At 62.3% G+C, this 18,946-nt stretch carries 20 protein-coding genes and 1 tRNA gene; 6 read left to right on the top strand and 15 right to left on the bottom strand.

Annotated elements, in window-relative coordinates; genetic code table 11:
* Nucleotides 1–76: 76 nt before the first annotated feature.
* The gene (locus LDN82_RS04385; RefSeq protein ID WP_224166493.1) at nt 77–898 is read left to right on the top strand and encodes a class I SAM-dependent methyltransferase; all 822 of its coding nucleotides are present in this window, start codon (nt 77–79) and stop codon (nt 896–898) included.
* Between the two features lie 6 nt (nt 899–904).
* Here LDN82_RS04385 and LDN82_RS04380 read toward each other — a convergent pair whose 3' ends face one another.
* Nucleotides 905–1,246 (bottom strand): DUF2516 family protein, encoded by a 342-nt coding sequence (locus LDN82_RS04380; protein WP_216921243.1) that lies wholly within the window; start codon nt 1,244–1,246, stop codon nt 905–907.
* A gap of 10 nt (nt 1,247–1,256) precedes the next feature.
* Nucleotides 1,257–2,441: an aminotransferase class I/II-fold pyridoxal phosphate-dependent enzyme gene (locus LDN82_RS04375; RefSeq protein WP_224094471.1), complete on the bottom strand. Its 1,185-nt coding sequence runs from the start codon at nt 2,439–2,441 to the stop codon at nt 1,257–1,259.
* Between the two features lie 74 nt (nt 2,442–2,515).
* Here LDN82_RS04375 and tmk point away from each other — a divergent pair, with 74 nt between their 5' ends.
* The 3 genes from tmk to LDN82_RS04360 are packed head-to-tail and all read left to right on the top strand — an operon-like array spanning nt 2,516 to nt 5,957.
* Complete coding sequence (gene tmk / locus LDN82_RS04370; protein ID WP_224094469.1) at nt 2,516–3,190, top strand: dTMP kinase; 675 nt, start codon at nt 2,516–2,518, stop codon at nt 3,188–3,190.
* Entirely contained in the window at nt 3,187–4,338 is a 1,152-nt protein-coding gene (locus LDN82_RS04365) for a DNA polymerase III subunit delta' (RefSeq protein ID WP_224094467.1), read from the top strand. Before tmk ends, LDN82_RS04365 begins: the two co-directional genes overlap by 4 nt.
* A gap of 8 nt (nt 4,339–4,346) precedes the next feature.
* Complete coding sequence (locus tag LDN82_RS04360; protein WP_224094465.1) at nt 4,347–5,957, top strand: alpha/beta hydrolase; 1,611 nt, start codon at nt 4,347–4,349, stop codon at nt 5,955–5,957.
* 21 nt (nt 5,958–5,978) lie between these two features.
* Here the strand turns inward: LDN82_RS04360 and LDN82_RS04355 are convergent, their stop codons facing one another.
* On the bottom strand, nt 5,979–6,710 hold the full coding sequence (locus tag LDN82_RS04355) for an HAD family hydrolase (RefSeq protein WP_224094463.1): 732 nt from the start codon (nt 6,708–6,710) through the stop codon (nt 5,979–5,981).
* Between the two features lie 217 nt (nt 6,711–6,927).
* On the opposite strand from LDN82_RS04355, the gene LDN82_RS04350 reads away from it, so the two are divergent.
* Nucleotides 6,928–7,000, top strand: a tRNA-Thr gene (locus LDN82_RS04350).
* Between the two features lie 232 nt (nt 7,001–7,232).
* Here LDN82_RS04350 and LDN82_RS04345 read toward each other — a convergent pair.
* From LDN82_RS04345 to LDN82_RS04335, 3 genes are read right to left on the bottom strand one after another with little or no spacing between them, the layout of a single operon-like run.
* Nucleotides 7,233–8,639, bottom strand: a complete 1,407-nt coding sequence (locus tag LDN82_RS04345) for an amidase (protein ID WP_224094461.1) — start codon at nt 8,637–8,639, stop codon at nt 7,233–7,235.
* Nucleotides 8,636–8,851: a hypothetical protein gene (locus LDN82_RS04340; RefSeq protein ID WP_224094459.1), complete on the bottom strand. Its 216-nt coding sequence runs from the start codon at nt 8,849–8,851 to the stop codon at nt 8,636–8,638. Before LDN82_RS04340 ends, LDN82_RS04345 begins: the two co-directional genes overlap by 4 nt.
* Entirely contained in the window at nt 8,848–10,221 is a 1,374-nt protein-coding gene (locus LDN82_RS04335; protein ID WP_224094458.1) for an amidohydrolase family protein, read from the bottom strand. Before LDN82_RS04335 ends, LDN82_RS04340 begins: the two co-directional genes overlap by 4 nt.
* Nucleotides 10,222–10,313: 92 nt before the next feature.
* Here LDN82_RS04335 and LDN82_RS04330 point away from each other — a divergent pair, with 92 nt between their 5' ends.
* Nucleotides 10,314–11,225 carry a polysaccharide deacetylase family protein gene (locus LDN82_RS04330; RefSeq protein ID WP_224094456.1) on the top strand — a complete coding sequence of 304 codons (912 nt, stop codon included), beginning with the start codon at nt 10,314–10,316 and terminating at the stop codon, nt 11,223–11,225.
* 95 nt (nt 11,226–11,320) lie between these two features.
* Here the strand turns inward: LDN82_RS04330 and LDN82_RS04325 are convergent, their stop codons facing one another.
* From LDN82_RS04325 to LDN82_RS04285, 9 genes are all read right to left on the bottom strand, one after another.
* Complete coding sequence (locus tag LDN82_RS04325) at nt 11,321–12,040, bottom strand: hypothetical protein (protein ID WP_224094455.1); 720 nt, start codon at nt 12,038–12,040, stop codon at nt 11,321–11,323.
* A gap of 2 nt (nt 12,041–12,042) precedes the next feature.
* Nucleotides 12,043–12,660, bottom strand: a complete 618-nt coding sequence (locus tag LDN82_RS04320) for a cupin domain-containing protein (RefSeq protein WP_224094454.1) — start codon at nt 12,658–12,660, stop codon at nt 12,043–12,045.
* Between the two features lie 113 nt (nt 12,661–12,773).
* Complete coding sequence (locus LDN82_RS04315; RefSeq protein ID WP_224166492.1) at nt 12,774–13,496, bottom strand: aldolase/citrate lyase family protein; 723 nt, start codon at nt 13,494–13,496, stop codon at nt 12,774–12,776.
* 61 nt (nt 13,497–13,557) lie between these two features.
* Nucleotides 13,558–13,983 (bottom strand): cupin domain-containing protein, encoded by a 426-nt coding sequence (locus tag LDN82_RS04310; protein WP_224167457.1) that lies wholly within the window; start codon nt 13,981–13,983, stop codon nt 13,558–13,560.
* Nucleotides 13,983–14,915, bottom strand: a complete 933-nt coding sequence (locus LDN82_RS04305) for a polysaccharide deacetylase family protein (RefSeq protein WP_224094451.1) — start codon at nt 14,913–14,915, stop codon at nt 13,983–13,985. The genes LDN82_RS04310 and LDN82_RS04305 overlap by 1 nt, the downstream gene beginning before the upstream one ends.
* A gap of 38 nt (nt 14,916–14,953) precedes the next feature.
* The gene (locus LDN82_RS04300; RefSeq protein WP_224166491.1) at nt 14,954–15,778 is read right to left on the bottom strand and encodes an MBL fold metallo-hydrolase; all 825 of its coding nucleotides are present in this window, start codon (nt 15,776–15,778) and stop codon (nt 14,954–14,956) included.
* Entirely contained in the window at nt 15,775–16,548 is a 774-nt protein-coding gene (locus LDN82_RS04295; RefSeq protein WP_224166490.1) for an MBL fold metallo-hydrolase, read from the bottom strand. Before LDN82_RS04295 ends, LDN82_RS04300 begins: the two co-directional genes overlap by 4 nt.
* Before the next feature lie 33 nt (nt 16,549–16,581).
* Entirely contained in the window at nt 16,582–17,259 is a 678-nt protein-coding gene (locus tag LDN82_RS04290) for an isochorismatase family cysteine hydrolase (RefSeq protein ID WP_224166489.1), read from the bottom strand.
* 78 nt (nt 17,260–17,337) lie between these two features.
* On the bottom strand, nt 17,338–18,933 hold the full coding sequence (locus tag LDN82_RS04285) for an ABC transporter substrate-binding protein (protein ID WP_224166488.1): 1,596 nt from the start codon (nt 18,931–18,933) through the stop codon (nt 17,338–17,340).
* Between the last annotated feature and the right edge of the window lie 13 nt (nt 18,934–18,946).

Raw genomic sequence — 18,946 nt, 5'->3', positions numbered from 1 at the left:
GCGGGGTCACTTACGGCCCATAAAGCCGCTCCGCATGGGCCGTAAGGGACCCCGCGTTGCAGGATAAAGTGGGGCCGTGGTGCAAAAAGCGGAACGGGTGAGTACTTCCCGAAGTCGAAGTGGGAAGCCTGTTGGCAACGTCACCCGCGGCACCACGAACCCCAACCGCATGCGCCGTTTGGATCGGTGGCTCGCCGGTCCGCAGGCGTGGCGGCTCCGCGCCGCCGTCGACCCCTTGGTTGTGGACCTGGGCTATGGCGCCTCGCCGGCCACCGCCGTCGAACTGTTTGAACGGCTGCAGGCCGTCCGTTCGGATGTGCGCGTCTGCGGGATCGAAATTGAGCCAGAGAGGGTGCGTACGGCCAAGGCGCTGGAACGCCCCGGGCTCAGCTTCCACGTAGGTGGGTTCGAAGTGCCGGTTCCCGGCGACCCCATACTTGTGCGGGCCTTCAATGTGCTCCGTCAGTATGAGGAGGCGGACGTGGCCGGGATCTGGAGCCTGGTTCAGTCCCGTCTGGCTCCGGGTGGCCTGTTCATCGATGGCACCTGCGACGAGATCGGCCGGTGTGTCACGTGGGTGGCCTTGGACCGTGACCGCCCCTTGAGCCTTGGTTTCTCGGTGCGGTTCGGCAGTTTTGAGCTGCCGTCGGAAATGGCCGAGCGGCTGCCCAAAGCCCTGATCCACCGGAATGTGCCGGGCGAACCCATCCATACGTTCCTGCGGGCCATGGACAAGGCATGGCTGGAGGTCGCGCCACTGGCATCGTTCGGCAACCGGCAGCGCTGGACGGGAATGTGCCGCATACTGCGCGACGCCGGGTGGCCGCTTCAGGATGGCCCGTCGCGGTGGCGTCTGGGTGAAGTTACGGTGGCGTGGGACGCGGTTGCGCCGAAGTAGCGTTGTTTACCAGGGTCCGTAGGGACCGACGTTGCGGTTGCCGCCGCTGCCTGCTTCGCGGACTGCTGGACGGACGTCAGCAAGGTAGACGCAGGATGCGGTTACTGCGGCAATGCCGAACAGGCCGAGACCGCTTCCACCGCTCAAGAGGGTCAACGCGCCGATGGCAAAAGCAACGCCGGTGAGGGCCAACCAGAACGTCTTGGTGCGCTTGGAGGCGGCCACGAACAGCGTCGGCCGGTGGCGCAAACAATCCACAAACGCCCACAGCTCAAGGACAACGGCCACCAAGCCAAGGATGAAGTAGACCGCGTTGGTGACAATCGCGATCAAGAATTTTCCGTCCACGCCCCTTAGCCTAACTGTCCAGCGACTTCAGCGCTTGCTCGAGGTCGGACCAGAGGTCTTCCACGTTCTCGATCCCCACGCTTAAACGGACCAGGTTCTCGGGGACACTGACCGGCTCAGCCGTGTGCCGGCGTCGACGTTCGATCAGCGACTCAACCCCGCCCAAGGATGTCGCCGGGAGCCAGAGCTGGAGCGCGCGGACCAGTTCGTCGGCGGCGTCAGCGCCGCTGCGGGACTCGTCACCGGCGATCTGGATGCACAGGATGGAACCGAATCCCTTCATCTGGTCCTTGGCGCGCTCATGCCCCGGATCCGTGGGGAGGCCCGGATAACGGATGGACTCTACCCTCGGATGGGTGCTGAGGCGCTCGGCGAGCACTGCCGCGGAGGCCTGCGAACGCTCGATCCGCAGCGCGAGGGTGCGCAGTCCGCGCAGCGCCAGCCACGCTTCGAACGGCCCGGCGATGCCGCCGTGGATGATGCGGTGGTGCAGGAGCGTGGCCCGCAGTTCCGGGTTGGAGGTCACCAAGGCGCCCAGTACGACGTCGGAATGGCCGGCCAGGTATTTGGTCACCGAGTGCAGCACGACGTCGGAGCCCAGGCTCAGCGGCTGCTGCACCAAGGGAGTGGAGAAAGTGTTGTCCGTGACCACGATCGCGCCCACAGCGTGGGCGGCGTCGGTGAGCGCCCGGACGTCGGCAATGCCAAGCATGGGGTTGGTGGGGCTTTCCAGCCAGAGCAGGTCCGCGGCTTTGCCCTCTTCCGGGCTGATCAACGCCTTCACGGCGTCCGTGTCCGCAATGTCCACGAGACGGAGCTCCAGGAAGCCCTTCTCCGCGAGTTCAGTCGCCATCACCAAGGAACCTGAGTAGCTGTGCGATGGCATGACTACAACTCCACCGGCTGGTACCAAGGAGAGAGCCGAGCTGACTGCAGCGAGCCCGGATGCGTAGAGCAAGCCGGGCAGCTTTGCGCCTTCCAGCTTGCCCAGGGCGTCCTCGAACGGGTCCCAGGTGGGGTTGGCGTAGCGGCCATAGCCGCGATCGCCGTCGCCAAGAGAACCGGTTCCAAAGTATGTGGAGGACAGGACGATGGGCGGATTCACCGGTTCATCGTGTTTGCGCTCGGGGCGGCCCGCAGCCACCACAACGGTTTCCGGGGACAAATCGGCTGCGCGCTGATCGGAAAGGCTCATGGTTTCAGGGTAGTCGTGGGCGAGCCTGTGGATGAAAGCCGTTACGGTTTGCCCCTGATCGGTAGGCTAGACAGGTGAGTATTCAGAGCCCCGGCCTTTTTATTGCTTTCGAGGGCGGAGATGGAGCGGGCAAGTCCACCCAGGCTGCCCGGCTCTGCGATGCCCTCGAATCGCGGGGCCTGTCCGTGGTGCGCACGCGCGAACCCGGCGGCACGCCCATCGGAGAAAAGCTGCGCTCCCTTGTGCTGGACCATGGCCACGGCACCATCGATGCCCGCACAGAGGCCCTGATGTTCGCGGCGGCCCGGGCAGCGCACGCCAGCCAGGTGATCCGTCCGGCGCTTGCAGCCGGTCGTGTGGTCATCACGGACCGCTACATTGACTCGTCCGTTGCCTATCAAGGTGTTGGCCGCGGGCTCGGGGCAGAGGGTGTTTTGTCCCTCAACGAATGGGCCACGGAAGGCCTGCATCCGGACCTGACTGTACTGCTCGACGTCGAGCCCTCCGACGGCCGCGAACGCCGCACCGCCGGTGCGGCTGCTGAGGACCGTTTGGAATCGGAGCCTGACGCGTTCCATTCCACCATCCGCCACGCCTTCCTTGATCTCGCCGCTGCTGCTCCCTCGGATTACCTGGTCTTGCCTGCCAAATCAGACATTTCGACGCTGGCCGCGCAGATCCTCGAACGGGTGGAATCCTTGCTGGCTGAGCGCGGGCTGGGCGAGCGTGTTTCCGGGAACCACCTGTGAGCGTTTGGGACGACCTCCAAGGCCAGGCGCCGGTCGTTGCCCAGCTCAAGCAGGCAGCGCAGGGCGAAACCGGCCTCACTCATGCCTGGCTCTTCACGGGCCCTCCGGGATCGGGCCGTTCCAATGCTGCCAAGGCCTTCGCTGCCGCGCTGAACTGCGAGCAGGACGACGTCACTTTGCGTGGCTGCGGCGAGTGCGCGGCGTGCCACACGATCCTGGGCGAGACCCATTCGGATGTCACGTTCGTGCGAACCGAAAAAGTCACCATCACCATTGACGAAGCCCGCGAACTTGTCTCAAAGGCCGGTGACCGGCCCGCCACTGGCCGATGGCGGATCATCATCGTTGAGGATGCGGACCGTATGGCGGAACGAACCACCAACGTCCTCTTGAAGGCCATCGAGGAACCAACTCCGCGTACCATCTGGATGCTGTGCGCCCCATCGCCGGCAGACGTACTGGTTACCATCCGCTCGCGGTGCCGTCCCGTCAGCCTGCGACTTCCGCCAGCGTCCGACGTCGCGGCATTGCTGGTAAGGCGCGACGGCATTGATCCTGAACTCGCGGACCGGGCTGCCCGAGCAGCACAAAGCCACATCGGGATTGCCCGCCGCCTCGCCCGGGACGCTGATGCCCGCGAACGCCGTCTGGAAACGGTTCGCATCCCGCTGGGGCTCCGTGGGGTTACGGCAGCGGTGATGATGGCGGAGAAACTCGTCAAGATCGCTACCGATGAAGCCAACAGCTCCAATGATGAACGCGACGCGGCGGAGAAAATTGCGCTTTTGGCAAGCCTCGGCGCACCAGAGTCGGGCACGCTGCCACCCTCAATGCGGAGTCAGGTGAGGCAGCTTGAGGACGACCAAAAACGCCGTGCCAAGCGCTCCATCACGGACTCCCTGGACCGCACGCTGACCGATCTGTTGTCCTTCTACCGGGACGTCCTGATCATCCAATTGGGGAACGCAGTGGAGCTGGTCAACGTTGAGCTCAAGAGCGATCTTGAAGAATACGCCGCCCGCTCAACCCCGGAAGCGACCCTCGCCCGGATGGACGCGATCAACAAGGCCCGTGTCCGCATTACCACCACCAATGTTGCGCCGCTGTTGGCGGTCGAGTCCATGGCGACGAGCCTCATCCAGCAATAGGAGAATGCATGAAGTCCGCACTTCGCCGGCCCGCCGGTGCCCGTTCAAGGGACCGGTCTGTCCAGCCTGCTGCGGGCGGGGGTGCTAGGCTGCGGGGTTTCGCGGCCCTCTGCTTGGCCCTTGCCTCCCTGCTGGTGCTCAGTGCCTGCTCGTTGCCTTTCCTGCCAACACCTACTGCGAAGCCGAGCACCAGCACTGTTGACCCGTCCATTGCGGCCTCGGCGCCTAAGGGACTCGAAAAGTATTATTCGCAGTCCGTGAAATGGAGCTCATGTGAGGATGGGTTCCAGTGCGCTGAAGTGAAGGTTCCCTTGGACTACGGCAATCCGGACTCCGCCGAAATCACGCTGTCCGCCATCAAATTGCCCAGCACGGGCACCAAGAAGGGTTCCATCCTGGTCAATCCGGGAGGTCCGGGCGGCTCCGGTGTCGACTTCGTCAAGGATGCGGGAAACACGCACTTCACCGAGAAGCTCCGGGCCAACTTCGACGTGGTGGGCTTCGACCCCCGCGGCGTCAAGCGGTCCGCTCCGGTCACCTGCATGTCGGATGCCGAACGGGACGCCGCGCGCGAGAAAGTATTCCGGAAGGAAACGGACCAGGGCCTGGCGGCGGCATTGGCCTTCAACAAGTCCTTGGCTGAGAAGTGCGTCGAGAAGACCGGACCCGTGCTCGAACACATTGATACCGTCAGTGCTGCCAAGGACCTGGACGTCCTGCGTGCCGTCGTCAACGATGCCAAGCTCAATTACCTGGGCTATTCCTACGGTACTTTCCTGGGTTCCACCTACGCCTCGCTGTTCCCGGAGAACGTCGGGCACCTCGTCCTTGACGGTGCCGTGGACCCGTCCATCAGCAACGAGGAACTGACTGCGGGGCAGGCAAGAGCCTTTGAAAAGGCCCTCCGCACCTACGTGGACGACTGCCTTCGTCAAAAGGAATGCCCCCTCAGCGGCTCCGTTGATAATGGAATCCAGGAAATCAGGGATCTCATCAACGCAGTGGACCAGAACCCGCAAACAGCCAAGGACGGAAGGCTGGTGACCGGGACCGAGTTTGTCAACGGGCTCTTCCTCCCGCTCTATGACAACCAAAGCTGGCCGGCATTGACCCAGGCCCTGGACAGCGCATTCTCCGGCGACGTGTCCCAGATGATGCGCATCGCCGATCTCGGGGCCGACCGCGAAGCCAATGGTACGTACAGTTCAAACTCGGCATTCGCGTTCCAGGCCATCAACTGCCTCGACTACCCAATGGTCACTGATACCGCTGGCATGAGGGCGGAGGAAACCCGCCTCAAGCAGGAATCTCCGACCTTCGGCGCATTCTTCGCCTACGGCGGGGTCACCTGCAAGGACTGGCCCTACAAGAACACCCGCACGCCTGCTCCCGTGGACTACACCGGCTCCGCCCCCATTGTCGTTATCGGCACCACGGGAGACCCGGCCACCCCCTTGGAGTGGGCGCAGTCGCTGCGCAAACAGCTTGAAAATGCCTCTCTGGTCACGTGGGAAGGCGAAGGGCACACAGCCTACGGCCGCTCGAACTCATGCGTCAGCACCGCCGTCGACGATTACTTTGTTGACGGAAAGCTGCCGCAGGACGGGCTCCAGTGCTAGGCCTGCCGTGACCTAAGGGTGCTAGACGCGCCTGGCCTCCCGTTTCTCCAGCAGGAGCGGCAGCTGCTTGATGGAATCCACGACGACGGTGGCGCCCGCTGCGCGCAGCGTCGCCTCGGAGTGGAAGCCTGTGAGGACTCCGGTAATCAGCGAAGCACCTGAGCGAACCCCCGAGAGCATGTCTGAGCTGGTGTCTCCGATGACGGCCACCTCACGAACATCGTCCAGGTCCAAAGCCAGCAACGCCGTCAGGATCATGTCAGGGAAGGGGCGGCCCCGTCCGGCATCTGCCGGACACAAACTGAGGTCCGCCAAACCCATCCAGCCCAGTGATTCAAGGACCATGTTCTGCGTGTGACGGCCAAAGCCTGTGGCAAGGCAGACCTGCATGCCGGACTCCCGCATCCAGACAATGGCATCCTCCGCACCGGGAATAGCGCGGATACCACCGTCCTCAATCAGCTCGTCATAAGCCCTCTCGAAGGCCTTGTTCGCGCTCTCTGCAACACCAGGGTCACCAAAAAGGTCCCCAAAGACGGCCATTTTCGAGAAGCCCATGGTGTCACGTGCATAACCGAGCATGCTCTCGAAGCGGGTGCTGCCTGGTTCTACGCCATGCTCCGCCAACGCCCGGGACAACGCCCGCTCCGTGCGCCCATTGTCGGTAATGGTGGTTCCCACCATGTCCACCACAGCCAGCCGCAGCCGCGTGTGGGTGTGGCTGGTATCCCTGGTCATTGCGTCCCCGGTCATTGCGCGGCTCCTTCGGCTGGTTTTGCGTGGCTGGATATAACCGCCACCGTTGATTTCCCAGCCTCCGGCGGCCGGGAAAAGGCCGCCTGAACCCGGCCCGACGTGCAAGTGAACATCCCCGCAACGGCCGCCACCGCCCTCGTTTTGACCCGGGCGCGGTGCCTCTATTACAGTTATGTCTTGCGTGATCGCCCGGGAAACCGGTGATGGACGCGGTGCTTCCTTAGCTCAGTCGGTAGAGCGTTTCACTCGTAATGAAAAGGTCATCAGTTCGATTCTGATAGGAAGCTCGGTAGAGAACCCCTGGAAATCAAAGGATTTCCAGGGGTTCTCGTGTTTTCGCTTGTTTCGCGCCCCAGCGGTTTTCGGTTTCGCCGGTTAGCGGTTTGGCTGGCGACACCCATATTCGTGCGCGCCACAACGATGGGTTGACGCCCCGGGAATCCAGGCGTCCTCAGCCCGTTTCAGGGTCCGTGGGGAATTTGGGTGTCATCGGCCAAGCACTCCCTGACGCGCAGATGCCTACCCAACAGTTTGTGGCAGCATATGGACCGGCACGAACCCCTTCCATTGCGTGGCGCGCTCATAGGCTTGGGCGATCGCGAGGACCCTGGCATCGGCGTGTTCCGGTCCCATGATGTGCAGACCAACGGGCTGCCCGTTTGAGAAGCCACAGGGAATACTCACCCCAGGCATGCCGGTCAGATTCGCAGCTGAGAGCATGCGAAGGGCAGCCGAAAGGGAGTCCTCTCCGGGGGAACCAGTCAGTTCAGAGGACATCGTCTGAGCCAAGGGGGCGATCGTCGGCAGCGTAGGTGACACGAGTCCATGTACTCCAGCCTGTGCCATGGCGCGCGGCAAGAACCACCGGAGGTGCGCCCTTACCTGCCACGCCAGGTGAAGGTCCTCCTCGGAAGCCAGCGCACCTGTTTCGATCATGATGCGGGTGGCGGGCAAGTATCGTTCCGCCGCGCTGCCCAGCCGGACGCGATGATGTTGGGCAGCTTCGGAAAGAGAGATTGCGACGCTGGCATGCAGGGCAAGGTCAAGCTCGGGAAGCGGAAGTTCCACGACCTCGAATCCAAGGTCCCTGAATACACGAAGCGCTCCTTCCACGGCCTCCGTGACTTCCGCGGTAACTCCCCATTCCGACCACATTCTGCGATCGACCCCAAGCCTGACCGGAACAAGGGGGGCACGGATTTGGGCTGAGACTGGCCCGCCAAGCAGCGCCATGCCCTGTGGCTCCACCATGCCGTCCAGAAGCGCCGCGCAGTCTTCGACGCTCCGGGCAATAGGTCCCACGTGATCCATGGTGTGGCTTACGTGAAGGATGCCAGTGGAAGAAGCGACGCCGTAGCTTGGCTTGAGCCCCACCAGCCCGTTGATGGCGGCCGGGTTCCGGACGGAGCCACCGGTATCAGTGCCCAGCGCCCCGGGAATTGAGCCCACAGCAACGGCAACGCCCGATCCAACGGATGAGCCTCCTGCGTACCGGTCAGGGCCCCAAGGGTTTCGCGACGGTGGAGTTCCTTGTCCGAAGGCGAACTCGTGTGTTTGAAGCTTCCCGAGGATCACGGCACCGCTTTCACGGAGTCGGCGTACCACTCCGGCGTCGTCCGGCGCGATATTCCCACGGAGGCTTTCGGAGCCGGCCTCCGTCGGCATCCCCTGGACGTCGATGACGTCCTTCATTCCGATGGGGATCCCGTGAAGGCTGCCTGCGAATTGGCCCCCGATGGCCAGGTCATCGGCGATGCGGGCCGCTTCACGTGCGCCGCGTTCGTCGATATGCGCCCAGGCCCGGGCATACTCCTCTGTGGCCCGGGCACGATCCAGAACAGCGTCGAGCAGTTCAACAGCGGACAAGTGGCGACGCCGGATGAGTACAGCTGCTTCCGCGATGCCCAGTTCCCACGCTTCCGTCAAGGATTCACCTCCCGTTTTGCGTCGGTCTCCTTTTCCAAAAGGATTTGCTGTTCAAAGGCAGCCTTCAGGGAATCCATCCCAGTCCGGAAGTCGCGGTAGGCACTCTCCAGCGCGGGAAGGTCCTGCTGGGCAATCGAAGCTCCAACCAGCTCATGGACGATTGCCAGTTGGTGACTGCTCAACGGCAGCGCCTTGTTGGATGCTTGACTCATCGGTGCGCCTCCGGGGTGAGCCGTCCATCGCGAACCACGCAGACGCCGTCTGCCAGAACAAAACGTACATCCCTGAAATCCCCGGCGTTGGCGACCACTACATCCCCGACTCGCCCAGCCTCGAGCCGCCCGCTTCCGGGTGCGATGCCCGGAACCAGATCAGCCACGGCAGAGGTTGCCATGGCGACGGCACCCGCCAGGGATCGGTGTCCGTGCGCCGCAATATCCTGGACGGCAGAGATTAGCTCGTCATGGTCCCCGTCGTGTCCATAGTCGGTCCCGATGACTGAGATCAGGCCGGTTTCCTGAAGCAGCAAGTCCCAGTGCTCGCGCGTAGTCACCGTTCGCCGGCGGTGCAGGAGATCAAACACTGAAGCCTCAGCCGGCCAACCCATTTTTCTGCCCAGGACAGCCAGTTCGTAGGCCTCGGCCGGCGTGTGGGACGGGTGGTTGGCGTGCGCGGCAATCACCGTGGCTCCCGTTCCAGCAAGCTCGGGCATCAGTTCCCTTAGAACGCTGGCGGTTGCTGATGCGCTGTGCACGATGGCCGGCACGCCAAACTTCGACGCCGCACGGACACCCTCCCGAATTCCTTCGATGGCCGGGACAAATGACGGCATCACCGTGTCCTTGACGAGCTTCACCAGCTGGGTTGCTGTGAAGGCGTCCGCCAGGCCAGCGTCCTGGGCCGCCCCCGCAAGGGCTGCCGGATCGAATGCGCGGACGTCGATGAACCTGCCCAGGACTGCTTCCTTGATGCGGCGGGCTTGATCAATAGTGACTCGAATGCTGGAGGCTTTTTGGATAGCCGCAGGGATGTAGACGAGGTCCTGCCCTCCGCCGCCCAGGGTTTGTCCACCGCCCAACTCACCGATGGCGACAGCGCCGTCGTCGAGTATCGCCTCAACGGTGAGTTCGCCCGCCTCGACTGTAAGACCCCGGCCGTCCGCCAGAGCTGCGGCCCGCAAGCAATGGGGTAGATGGGTCGTTGCACCACGGACGTGCACGGCGTGCCTTTTGTCTGCTTCGCGGACATCGTCCATGGAGGCGAAACCACAGAGGCTGAGCACTGTGGTGGTTCCCGCCAAAAGGTGCCTGTCCAGATTCGCCATCCATCGCTCGGCAGGCAGCGCCGGTGCCGCACTCGGGAACAGCGGGCCCGGGGTCACTCCGTGGGTGTGGATATTGATCAGGCCTGGCATGACCACGCACCCGGATGCCTCGATGACTTCGCCGTCAAACGGCTGACCTGCATCCCATCGGTGGAGCACATCCGCGATGCGGCCATCGCGGATGACTACCGCGCCGCCGTCGGTGACTGTGTCGCCGGACGCCGTAATAACGATGCCTCCACGGATGAGCGTAGACATTCAGGCCCCTCTCGGCTAGTTTCATCATATCGAAGTTTGCTTCACTATAGCCGTAACGCTGCGGCGCAGGAACCCCCGAGATGGAGAAGCCAATGGCACAGCCACCCACGCAGCGGGATTTCGTCGGATATGGCGAAACGCCGCCAGAGTTCCGCTGGCCGGGCAATGCCAGGGTGGCAGTTTCCCTCGTGATCAATGTGGAAGAGGGTGCCGAGCGCAGCATCGCCCGCGGCGACAAGGCCGACGACCTGGCGGCACACTGGATTCCCGCCCAGCCAGCAGCAGTACGCAACGTCGCCCTGGAATCAGCCTTCGAATACGGCTCCAGGGCTGGCATCTGGCGCTTGCTGAGGATCCTGCGGAAACACAGAGTCCAAGCGACCGCCTTCTGCTGTGCCGCAGCGTTGCAGCTCAACCCTCTAATTGCTGCAGCGTTGGTCCGCGACGGTCATGAGATCGCAGATCACGGGAACCAGTGGGACACGCACACAGACCTCGACGACGACGCGGAGCACCGCCTGATTGTCGCGTCCAAGGACGCGATTATGGAGAGTACAGGCCACGTCCCCACGAGTTGGTACTCGCGGGATGGCCTCAAACCGGGGACCCGCCAGGCTCTCGCTACCAACGGGTTCGCGTACGAATCGAACAGTTTCAATGACGACCTGCCGCATTGGGGCAGTGGCCAAGGAAATCCGCGCCTTCCAGTCCTGCCGTACGCGGGTGATACCAACGATTCCGGGCTGTTCAAGCAATTCCCCACCGCGACAGCGTTCGGCAACCACCTCACCGCCGCATTGGACATGCTGCTCGAAGATCCCCGCGGCGGCCCCTCCGTGATGAGCGTCGGACTACACCCCCGGCTCATTGGACGGCCGGGGTACGCAGTGGCGCTCGAGCGATTCATCTCCCACGCACGCCAGAAGGATGCCTGGTTCGCGACACGCATGGACATCGTCAATGCCTGGCTGGACGTTACGGCGGGCGGAGCAGACGACTGCTGAACACACGACGGCGGCGGGTCACCGGCGTTGCAGGGCACCTCATAGGGCTTCCGGGAAGCTGAGCTCGGGCCACTTCCATTCAGGGCCAGCCGCTTCTACTCCAAAGCCAGGAGCGCTCCCCATCCCGGGATCGGCCGGGCCACCCCGGCAATGCGGAGCAGATGCCAAAGAGTCGCGATGGCACTGTCGACTACGGGAATGCCGAACTCCTGCTCAAGGCCGGCGACGAAGTATCCCGAGCGAAGGTTGGTTCCGATGCACACCACGGCATCCATGTCCGCAGTGAAGGCGGGCCTCATCAGGCCCACGACTCCGGACTTGTCCAGTCGGGCTATTTCCGGGTTGGTCATCACCACCTCCGGAACCGAAATACCTGTGACGTCAATGCCGTGGGCCGCGTACTCCTCCTGAATCAGGGAAGCAATAGTGCCGGGCCCTGGAAAAACGAGGCCGACGCGCGTCGCCTTCAAGACTGCAAGGGCCTCGACGACGGCCACGGATGCGGTGGTTGCGGGCGCGCCGCACACGGACTCAAGCCCGGCACAAAGTCCGTGATCGCCTGCGATGCCCGTCCAGGAACCGGATGTGCCGTGGAAGGCGATGGCTTGCAGCTCGGCGTCATTCAACAGGGAAGGAGCCTCTCCGAGGACGCCCAGGTCAACTGGATCATCAAGCCGTGGAGGCAGACGGAAGCGGCTGTAGTGCACTCCAAGATCGGGCTGTTCCGCAAGGATCGATGCTGTGAGGGTTTCCGCATTCGAATTGCTCGACGGCACCAGGATGCCAAGCCTGGTCTTCGGGCCGGGAGCGCCCACGTTTAGTGCGCTTTGCCGAGAGAGGGCGGCGTGGAGATCGCGAGCATGACTGCGGCCGAATTCGTTTGGTTGCTCCACCAATGTGGCAAGGAAGCGTCGTACGTCAGGCTGTCGCCGGCTTCCAGCACGAAATCCTGGCCACCGATGGTCGCCACCAGAGTGCCGGCCTGCAGGATGACACATTCCTCGCCCTCGTGGGAGTGCGGAACGTGTGCGCCCTCGAAGTTGGCTGGAATGGTCATGCTGATGACGCCCAGCTTGCGCTCCGAATCCGGAACGATCAGCTCCATGATGATGCCCTGGGAAGGAATTTCGATGCGTCGCCGATCGGCCCGGCGTACCAGCATGTGGTCCTGGCCCTCATTCGGGTCCATGAACATGCTTGCCAGCGGAAGGTCCAGCGAATTGGCCAAGCGAAGCAGCGTCGCGAACGAAGGATTACCGATTCCGCGCTCGATCTGGCTAATGAGTCCCGCGCTGACGCCTGCGCGTTCAGCAAGCTCCTCCACCGTGAAACGGCCGAGGCGCTGCTGTTTGATCATGGCCCCGAGATGGGCAATCCAGAAGTCGCGTTCCAGGGACTCGGTTACTTCGCCTTGTGCTGTGTCTGTACCGTCCACGACGACTCCTTCATTAGTCCTCGGTTTTGCGTCAGTATATCGAAGATGATTTCGCTTGGATGCCTTTTTGAAGGCAACGGTTTCGACGGCGGATGCGTCCTTGGCAAGGTTGCTCACGCCGCCCGCAACCCGGCGTAACCGGTAAGCATGGAAGCAACCTCTTTCTCCCAATAGACGGCACAACGGTCAGCGCCACGGCTGAAAACAGTCGCCGCTGCGGACATCGCGGGCGCAGGAACTCCAATGCTGTAGCCAGCCCCTGCAACAATGTCGACCACATGCTTGATGGCTTCCTGCAAGGCTTCGGGGCGCTCTTCTCCATGTCGACGGAGATCCGTGCCCAGGTCAGTCGGACCCACCCACCCTCCGGCAAATGCGTCACTGTCAACGAACTCCTTGACCCGTTCCACAGCTTCTGCTGTCTCGAACAACACGGTCAACAAGGGAGAGAAGGAATAGTCCAACCCAAAGGACGAAGCGGGCGTGACTTGGTGGGGACGTGAACCCACGGGGGCGTACCTCGTAGCCTCGTAAGCCCGTTCGAGTTGGTCCACCGTGCGCAGCTGCGGAAGGACTATCTCGTCTACCCCGGTGTTCGCGAAGGCCACCAGTGTGTTCGGTTCCAAGTCCGGTACCCGCACTGCCACGTGCACCCCGGAGCCAGCCAGCCGTTGCACTGCATCACGGCATTGCCGGACGGAAATCCCCGTCTGTTCAGCGTCCAGGACAAGGAAGTCCACCCCGGCATGCGCGAGGAGTGCCAGCAAAGTAGGGGTGGGGTCGGCGGTGATGATGCCAACGCTGCGTTTCAGGGCCGGAGGCTGTTCCTGGTTCACGTGTGGTCCTCCTGAAAGTGATGATGACGAATGGATCTGGCCTTGGCGTCCGCTGGAGACTTCACTCATCCGGAACGAATTGCCAGTCAGCAGGCTTGCTCACACCAACCACGAGATCCACATTTTCTGAACCGTCGTTGGTGAGTCCGTGGGTAGTCCCGCGGGGGATATAAATGCCATCGCCCGGTTTTGCCCGGTAAGTGAGGTCGCCAAGATGGACAATCGGGGTCCCGCTGACGACAACATAGAACTCTGATGCGTCCGGGTGATGGTGGCACAGGTGGTGCTGGCCGGGAAGGATCCGGCCCCAGCTGACGCACAAATCATCTGAACCGCTGAGGTCCCGGGAGATGAGTGTGCTGACCAGGCCTTGGTCGCGCTGACCGTTGAGTCCTACCTTGTCCAAGGCAGTAAAGCCTTGCTCATGGACGTTGTGCACCAGCCGATCGATGTTGACTGTGGCTGTTTGCCCGTCTCCGGTTCCCATCACGCCGCCCCCTCGAAAGCAGCCTCGGCCGGTCTGGCGTTTACCTCCACGGGCGGGTGCTCCATCCACCACCGCGCAATCTCCTCACGGGTGGCGAACCAGACTCCCTCTTTGGCAAGGGCGTACTCAAGAAAACGGCGCACTCCGTGGGCAACGCTGGGCCGCCCGCCAATCCTCAAATGCAGCCCGACTGACATCATCTTGGGCACGGTTTCGCCTTCAATCAGCAGGCAGTCCAGAGAGTCCCTCAACACGTTGAAGAAATCCTCCGCGGTGCCCAGGCTCCCGTTGCCCCAGAAGCGGGCATCGTTCGTGTCACCCGAGTATGGCACCACCAAGTGATTGTGCGTGCCGGCCTTCACATAGTAGGGAAGATCGTCTGCGTAGGAATTGGAATCGTAAAGAACGCCTTCCTCGGCCAGGATGGTCCGGGTGTTCTCGGTGATGCCCTCACGGACATACCAACCCACCGGCCGCACTCCGGACACGGCCTCGACGGCGGCCAAGGACTTCCGGATTTCCTGCCGTTCTTCATCCGGCTCCATTCCCACCGTTCCGCGCCACTTGTAGCCGTGGGCGCAGATCTCATGACCATCCCGGACAATAGCAACGGCCGCGTCCGGATTCCGTTCAAGGGCAGCTCCACAGGCCATAACGGTTGCTGGAACGTTGTACTCCCTGAACATGCCCAGGTATCGCCAAATGCCGACGCGGCTGCCGTATTCGAAGAAGGACTCCTTCATAAGGCTGCGCCGCGAGGGGTCAGAGGACCATCCGCCAAAGATGGAAACGTCCTCGTCCCGCTCATCTCCTGCTTCGATGGAACTTTCAGCGCCTTCCTCGTAGTTCAGCACCAAGGAGACGGCAACCTTGGCACCGTGAGGCCAAGTGACAATCGGGGGATTCTCCCCATATCCAATCAGGTCCCGCATTGACTCTCTCCTTGCTGTTCATGGTGACGGGAGTTCATTTAGAGCCGCCGTCCTTCGTAAACCTTGCGGTGGGCCGCCAGCGATGTCTTGAGCATGCCCTGAACGTCATCAATGACGTTTCCGTGGGCGGGCCCTATCAAGGTGGCTGGGTAGTTTTCCAAGGATTCCTCGATGCTTCGGAACGCTCTGCCGACATCAACGAATTTGGTCCAGTACAGCGCACGGCCCGTGCCATACGCCGCCTGCTCCACGGACGGCGGTTCCGGCATCTCAGAGGAGAGCAAGCGGCACTGCCCTGGCAGATGCACGGGTTCGTCGTCCTCATCCGGTCCCGGTATGTCGTGGATATAGGAAAAGCCATCGGAAACAAACATGATCCCCGCACCGGAGTCGTAGCCCCAGAGAGTGTTCTCCAGGTCACGGATGTAAGCCGGAAGGAAATGGAACTCCCTGTCCCCCAGATCAATCGACTCCCCAGCACGTCTGGCCGTCAGACGGTCTGCATACTCGGGGAAATGGAGTGCATAATCACGAACGTCCCCAACTACGACAGCCGAGGGATAACGCTCCAACAGAACGGGAAGATTACCAGCATGCGGGATTTCCGGATGCGTCGGGAAGACGTAGTCCAGCGATCTGCTTCCAAGGGCATTCTCCAGTTCGGCCAGGACCGTATCCCTGTGCGCGGGATCTCCCGTGTCCACCAGGATGGATACTTCGGAGCCCATCACCAGATAAGACGAGACGTGGTAGTGGACTTCCTGTCCCTCGGCGCTGGCGGACAGGCAACCGCCCAGCCAATGCACACCCTCTGCGATGACGCGACCTTTGGTGGACTCCCCGCCTGAAACCTCGACACTCACTGGCTACCTACCTTCCTGATCGCCTCGGCCAGGATGGCGGCCTCGGCGGCAGATTCGCTAGCGCCAACGATGGGTTCGCCGTACCCGGGTCCGATCGCCTCAACCTGCCGCCGAAGGATTACTTCTTCAACGTCCCGCGCAATGTCCCTCGTATCCGCCTGGGCAAACCACTGGAACTTATGCAGTCCCGCCGCCGGGGAGCTCCCCACGGAGCTGCCTGGGGAGCGATGCGTGAATGCGTCCGAGGTCAGGAGCACCTTGGAGACTGGATCGAAGATCCAAAGTGTTGGCAGCAGCCGCATCAACGGCGATACGAACTCCAACGTCAGGCCGTCCATAACCTCCACTTCACGGGAGGTTCCAGGATTGACCATGATGCGCTGCGGTGATGCAGCCATCCTGGGCACCGTAATTCCCCCTGTGTACCAGACCGATTCGACATTGAACCGTGCTTCGAGGGCCGGAAGGTTCAGGCAACATTCCATTTCCGTTCGTGTCAGCACCACAACCAGGGGTTCCCCTTGTTCCAGGAGAGAGTCCAGCTGCCGGATGATGTCTGCCTCATGAAGCCGGATACCCGTATCCACCAGCACCGAGCCGTTGTCTCCCTTAATGAGGTAGCAATTGACAGCTTGGGTGGTTCGGGTACCGGGCGGGCACCAGCTGACGTTTTCATCCAGGACGATATTTGCTCCCAAACGATAAATGCGGTCTCCGATGAGGCTGTGGGGGCCGGTGACCGCCGCCCGTTGGGCTGTACGTGGATTCAACGGCTTCTCCTCTCCGTGGTTCCGTCGGTCGAATCAGGAGCTGGCGCGGGCCGAATCCCACACCTCAATGGCTTGGTCCAGCGTGCAGACATCGTGGCGGGCCCTCATGACAGTCAGCGCAGCGTCGTGGATCACGGTGTCGTAGGCGCCCACGGCGTCCTCGATCAGGACTGCATAGAAGTCGTTATGAACCGCGTCCCGCAGCGTGGCCTCGACGCAACCGCCTGTAGAGACGCCTACCAAAGCGACTGATTCGATGCCCTGGCTCCGTAGCAGGAGCGCCAATTCCGTGCCCACGAATGCGCTGGGGCGGCGCTTGGTGATGACGACTTCGCCTTCTTCAGGCATGCACTCGGCGCAGAATTCCGTGGCCGGATCGCCCTTAAGGCTGAGCCTCCCAAGATCGATCGGCCGCCCGTTGGCAGCCGTGTACAAAGCCCGCAGCCAAGCGGCGGGCGAGCTGGCGCCGTCGGGAAGGTTTTCGACCCGGATGTGGAAGATCGGCACGCCATTCTTCCGCGCAGACTCAATTGCCCTGCCGCAGTTCTTGGCCACGGCAGGCATCATGCTCAGGTCGTGGCCGGAATCGCCGATGGCGCCGCCGGCGTAGACGGCTCCTTCCTGCATATCGATAACCACAAGGGCCGTAGTGGCCGGATCCAGTAACTCCTGCAGGGTGTCGCGGACCTGCTTTCCGCAGATTTCAATCATCGAAGTCTTCCTTCTGTAGGGTGATGCCGGCCGGGTTTCGACGGCGACCGGCCGGCATCACGCGTAGCTACCGGCGGCCTAGCGGCCCAGGGAATTGAAGTAGATTTGGCCGTTGGTCAGTGGAACCGCACCCGTGAGACCGTCCCTGGTAACCAGCACTCCCCTGGTTTCAACGAGCGACAGAATGGCTGCGCCCTCGTCCACCAGCCCGGCCATCTTCTTCAGGAGGCCATCGCGCTTTTCCGTTTCCTGGTCCGGAGTGGCTGCGAGTTCGCTGCGTGCCTTATCGAACTCCGGGTTGGACCACCCGGTGCTGTTGCTGGGAGCGGCCGTGCCGTAGAACGCGTAGCTGTAGAAGGCGGGATCGGCAATGACGATCGGCTCCGAGTACAGCACCGCCTGGTACCGGCCATCGATGAGCGCCGTCGAGAAGTCGGTGGAGCTGGCCACATTCTGCAATTGGACGTCGATGCCGACTTCCTTGAGCATGGACTGGATCAGGACCGCCGACTTGGCGGCTACGGGTCCAGGACGCGTAACGCTGTAGCTAAGGGTCATCGGGAAGCCATTGCCATATCCGGCTTCGGTGAGCAGCTTCCTGGCCTCGTCCTTGTTGAACTTGTAGATCGGGGAGTCCCCGACATTGGGGAAGATCGAACCTGCGGGTTCACCAAAGCCGGCGTACGCACCCTTGATCAGCGCCTCGCGGTCGATGGCCATGGAGACTGCGTGCCGAACCTTGGGGTCGGCAAGCGGACCGGTCTTCGTGTTGATCATCATGGTGTCGCGGGTCTGGCTGGGGCAGTTCAGGACAGTCACGCCGGGAGACTTCTCCAGTGACTTGTACTGGTCGTATTCAAACCCATTGGCTACCTGCACTTCGCCGGTTTCCACCAACTGGCTGCGGGTAGCGGTGCTCTGGACAGCCTTGACGGACACGCGCTTAACCGTTCCGCGAGTGCCCTCCCACTGAGGATCGGCCGTCACCGTCAGGGAAGCTCCGGGAGTAAACTCTTCCAGCTTCCAGCCGCTGTAGTCGGCGAGGTTCTTGGAAAGCCACGCGTTGGCGGTGGGGTCATCCGCCGTGGCATGCTTCTTTGCCTCGGTGCTGTCGTGGATGTAGAAGAGGTTGTTTTGCAATGATTCTTCTGTGTAAGAGGTAAGCCCCGTGGTGTTCAACTGGAAAGTGCGCTCGTCGATCACCTTGACCAGATTGTCAACGTTGAAGCCGCTGCTCTTCAGCGTCCCCTTCATGACCGGCTGACGCTTCATGCCGATGTCGAAGCTCCATCGGACATCCTCGGCCGACAGTGTGTTTCCAAACTGGCTGGTGAGCTTGCGAAGGGTGACTATCACGCCCGTTCCGTCGGGGCTTGGTTTGGCGCTTTCGGCCAGCCTGCCCGATACCTCTGTGGACGGCGCGGGGCAAGACTTTCCGTCGCTTGTTCCAACCTTGTATTCGAGGAGTTGCGAGCCGAGTCCACTCAGCACCACGTGGGAGGCGCTGCCGCCCCACGGTGCGGGCGTCAGGCTGTCAGGCAGGGCGCCCACAGCAACAACAACGTTTTCAATGGATTTGGTAGCTGCAGTTTGCGGGGCTGGACCCCCGCAGGCAACAAGGCTTGTGGTGAGGGCTATTGCAGCGCCTCCGGTGAGCAAACGCAGACTTTTCATGAAGGTGGCTCCG

Origin of the sequence: Arthrobacter sp. StoSoilA2 (assembly GCF_019977195.1) — a bacterium.
Lineage (GTDB): Bacteria > Actinomycetota > Actinomycetes > Actinomycetales > Micrococcaceae > Arthrobacter.
The sequence above is the reverse complement of the archived record's forward strand: the minus strand, read 5'-3'. Positions and strand labels throughout refer to the sequence as shown.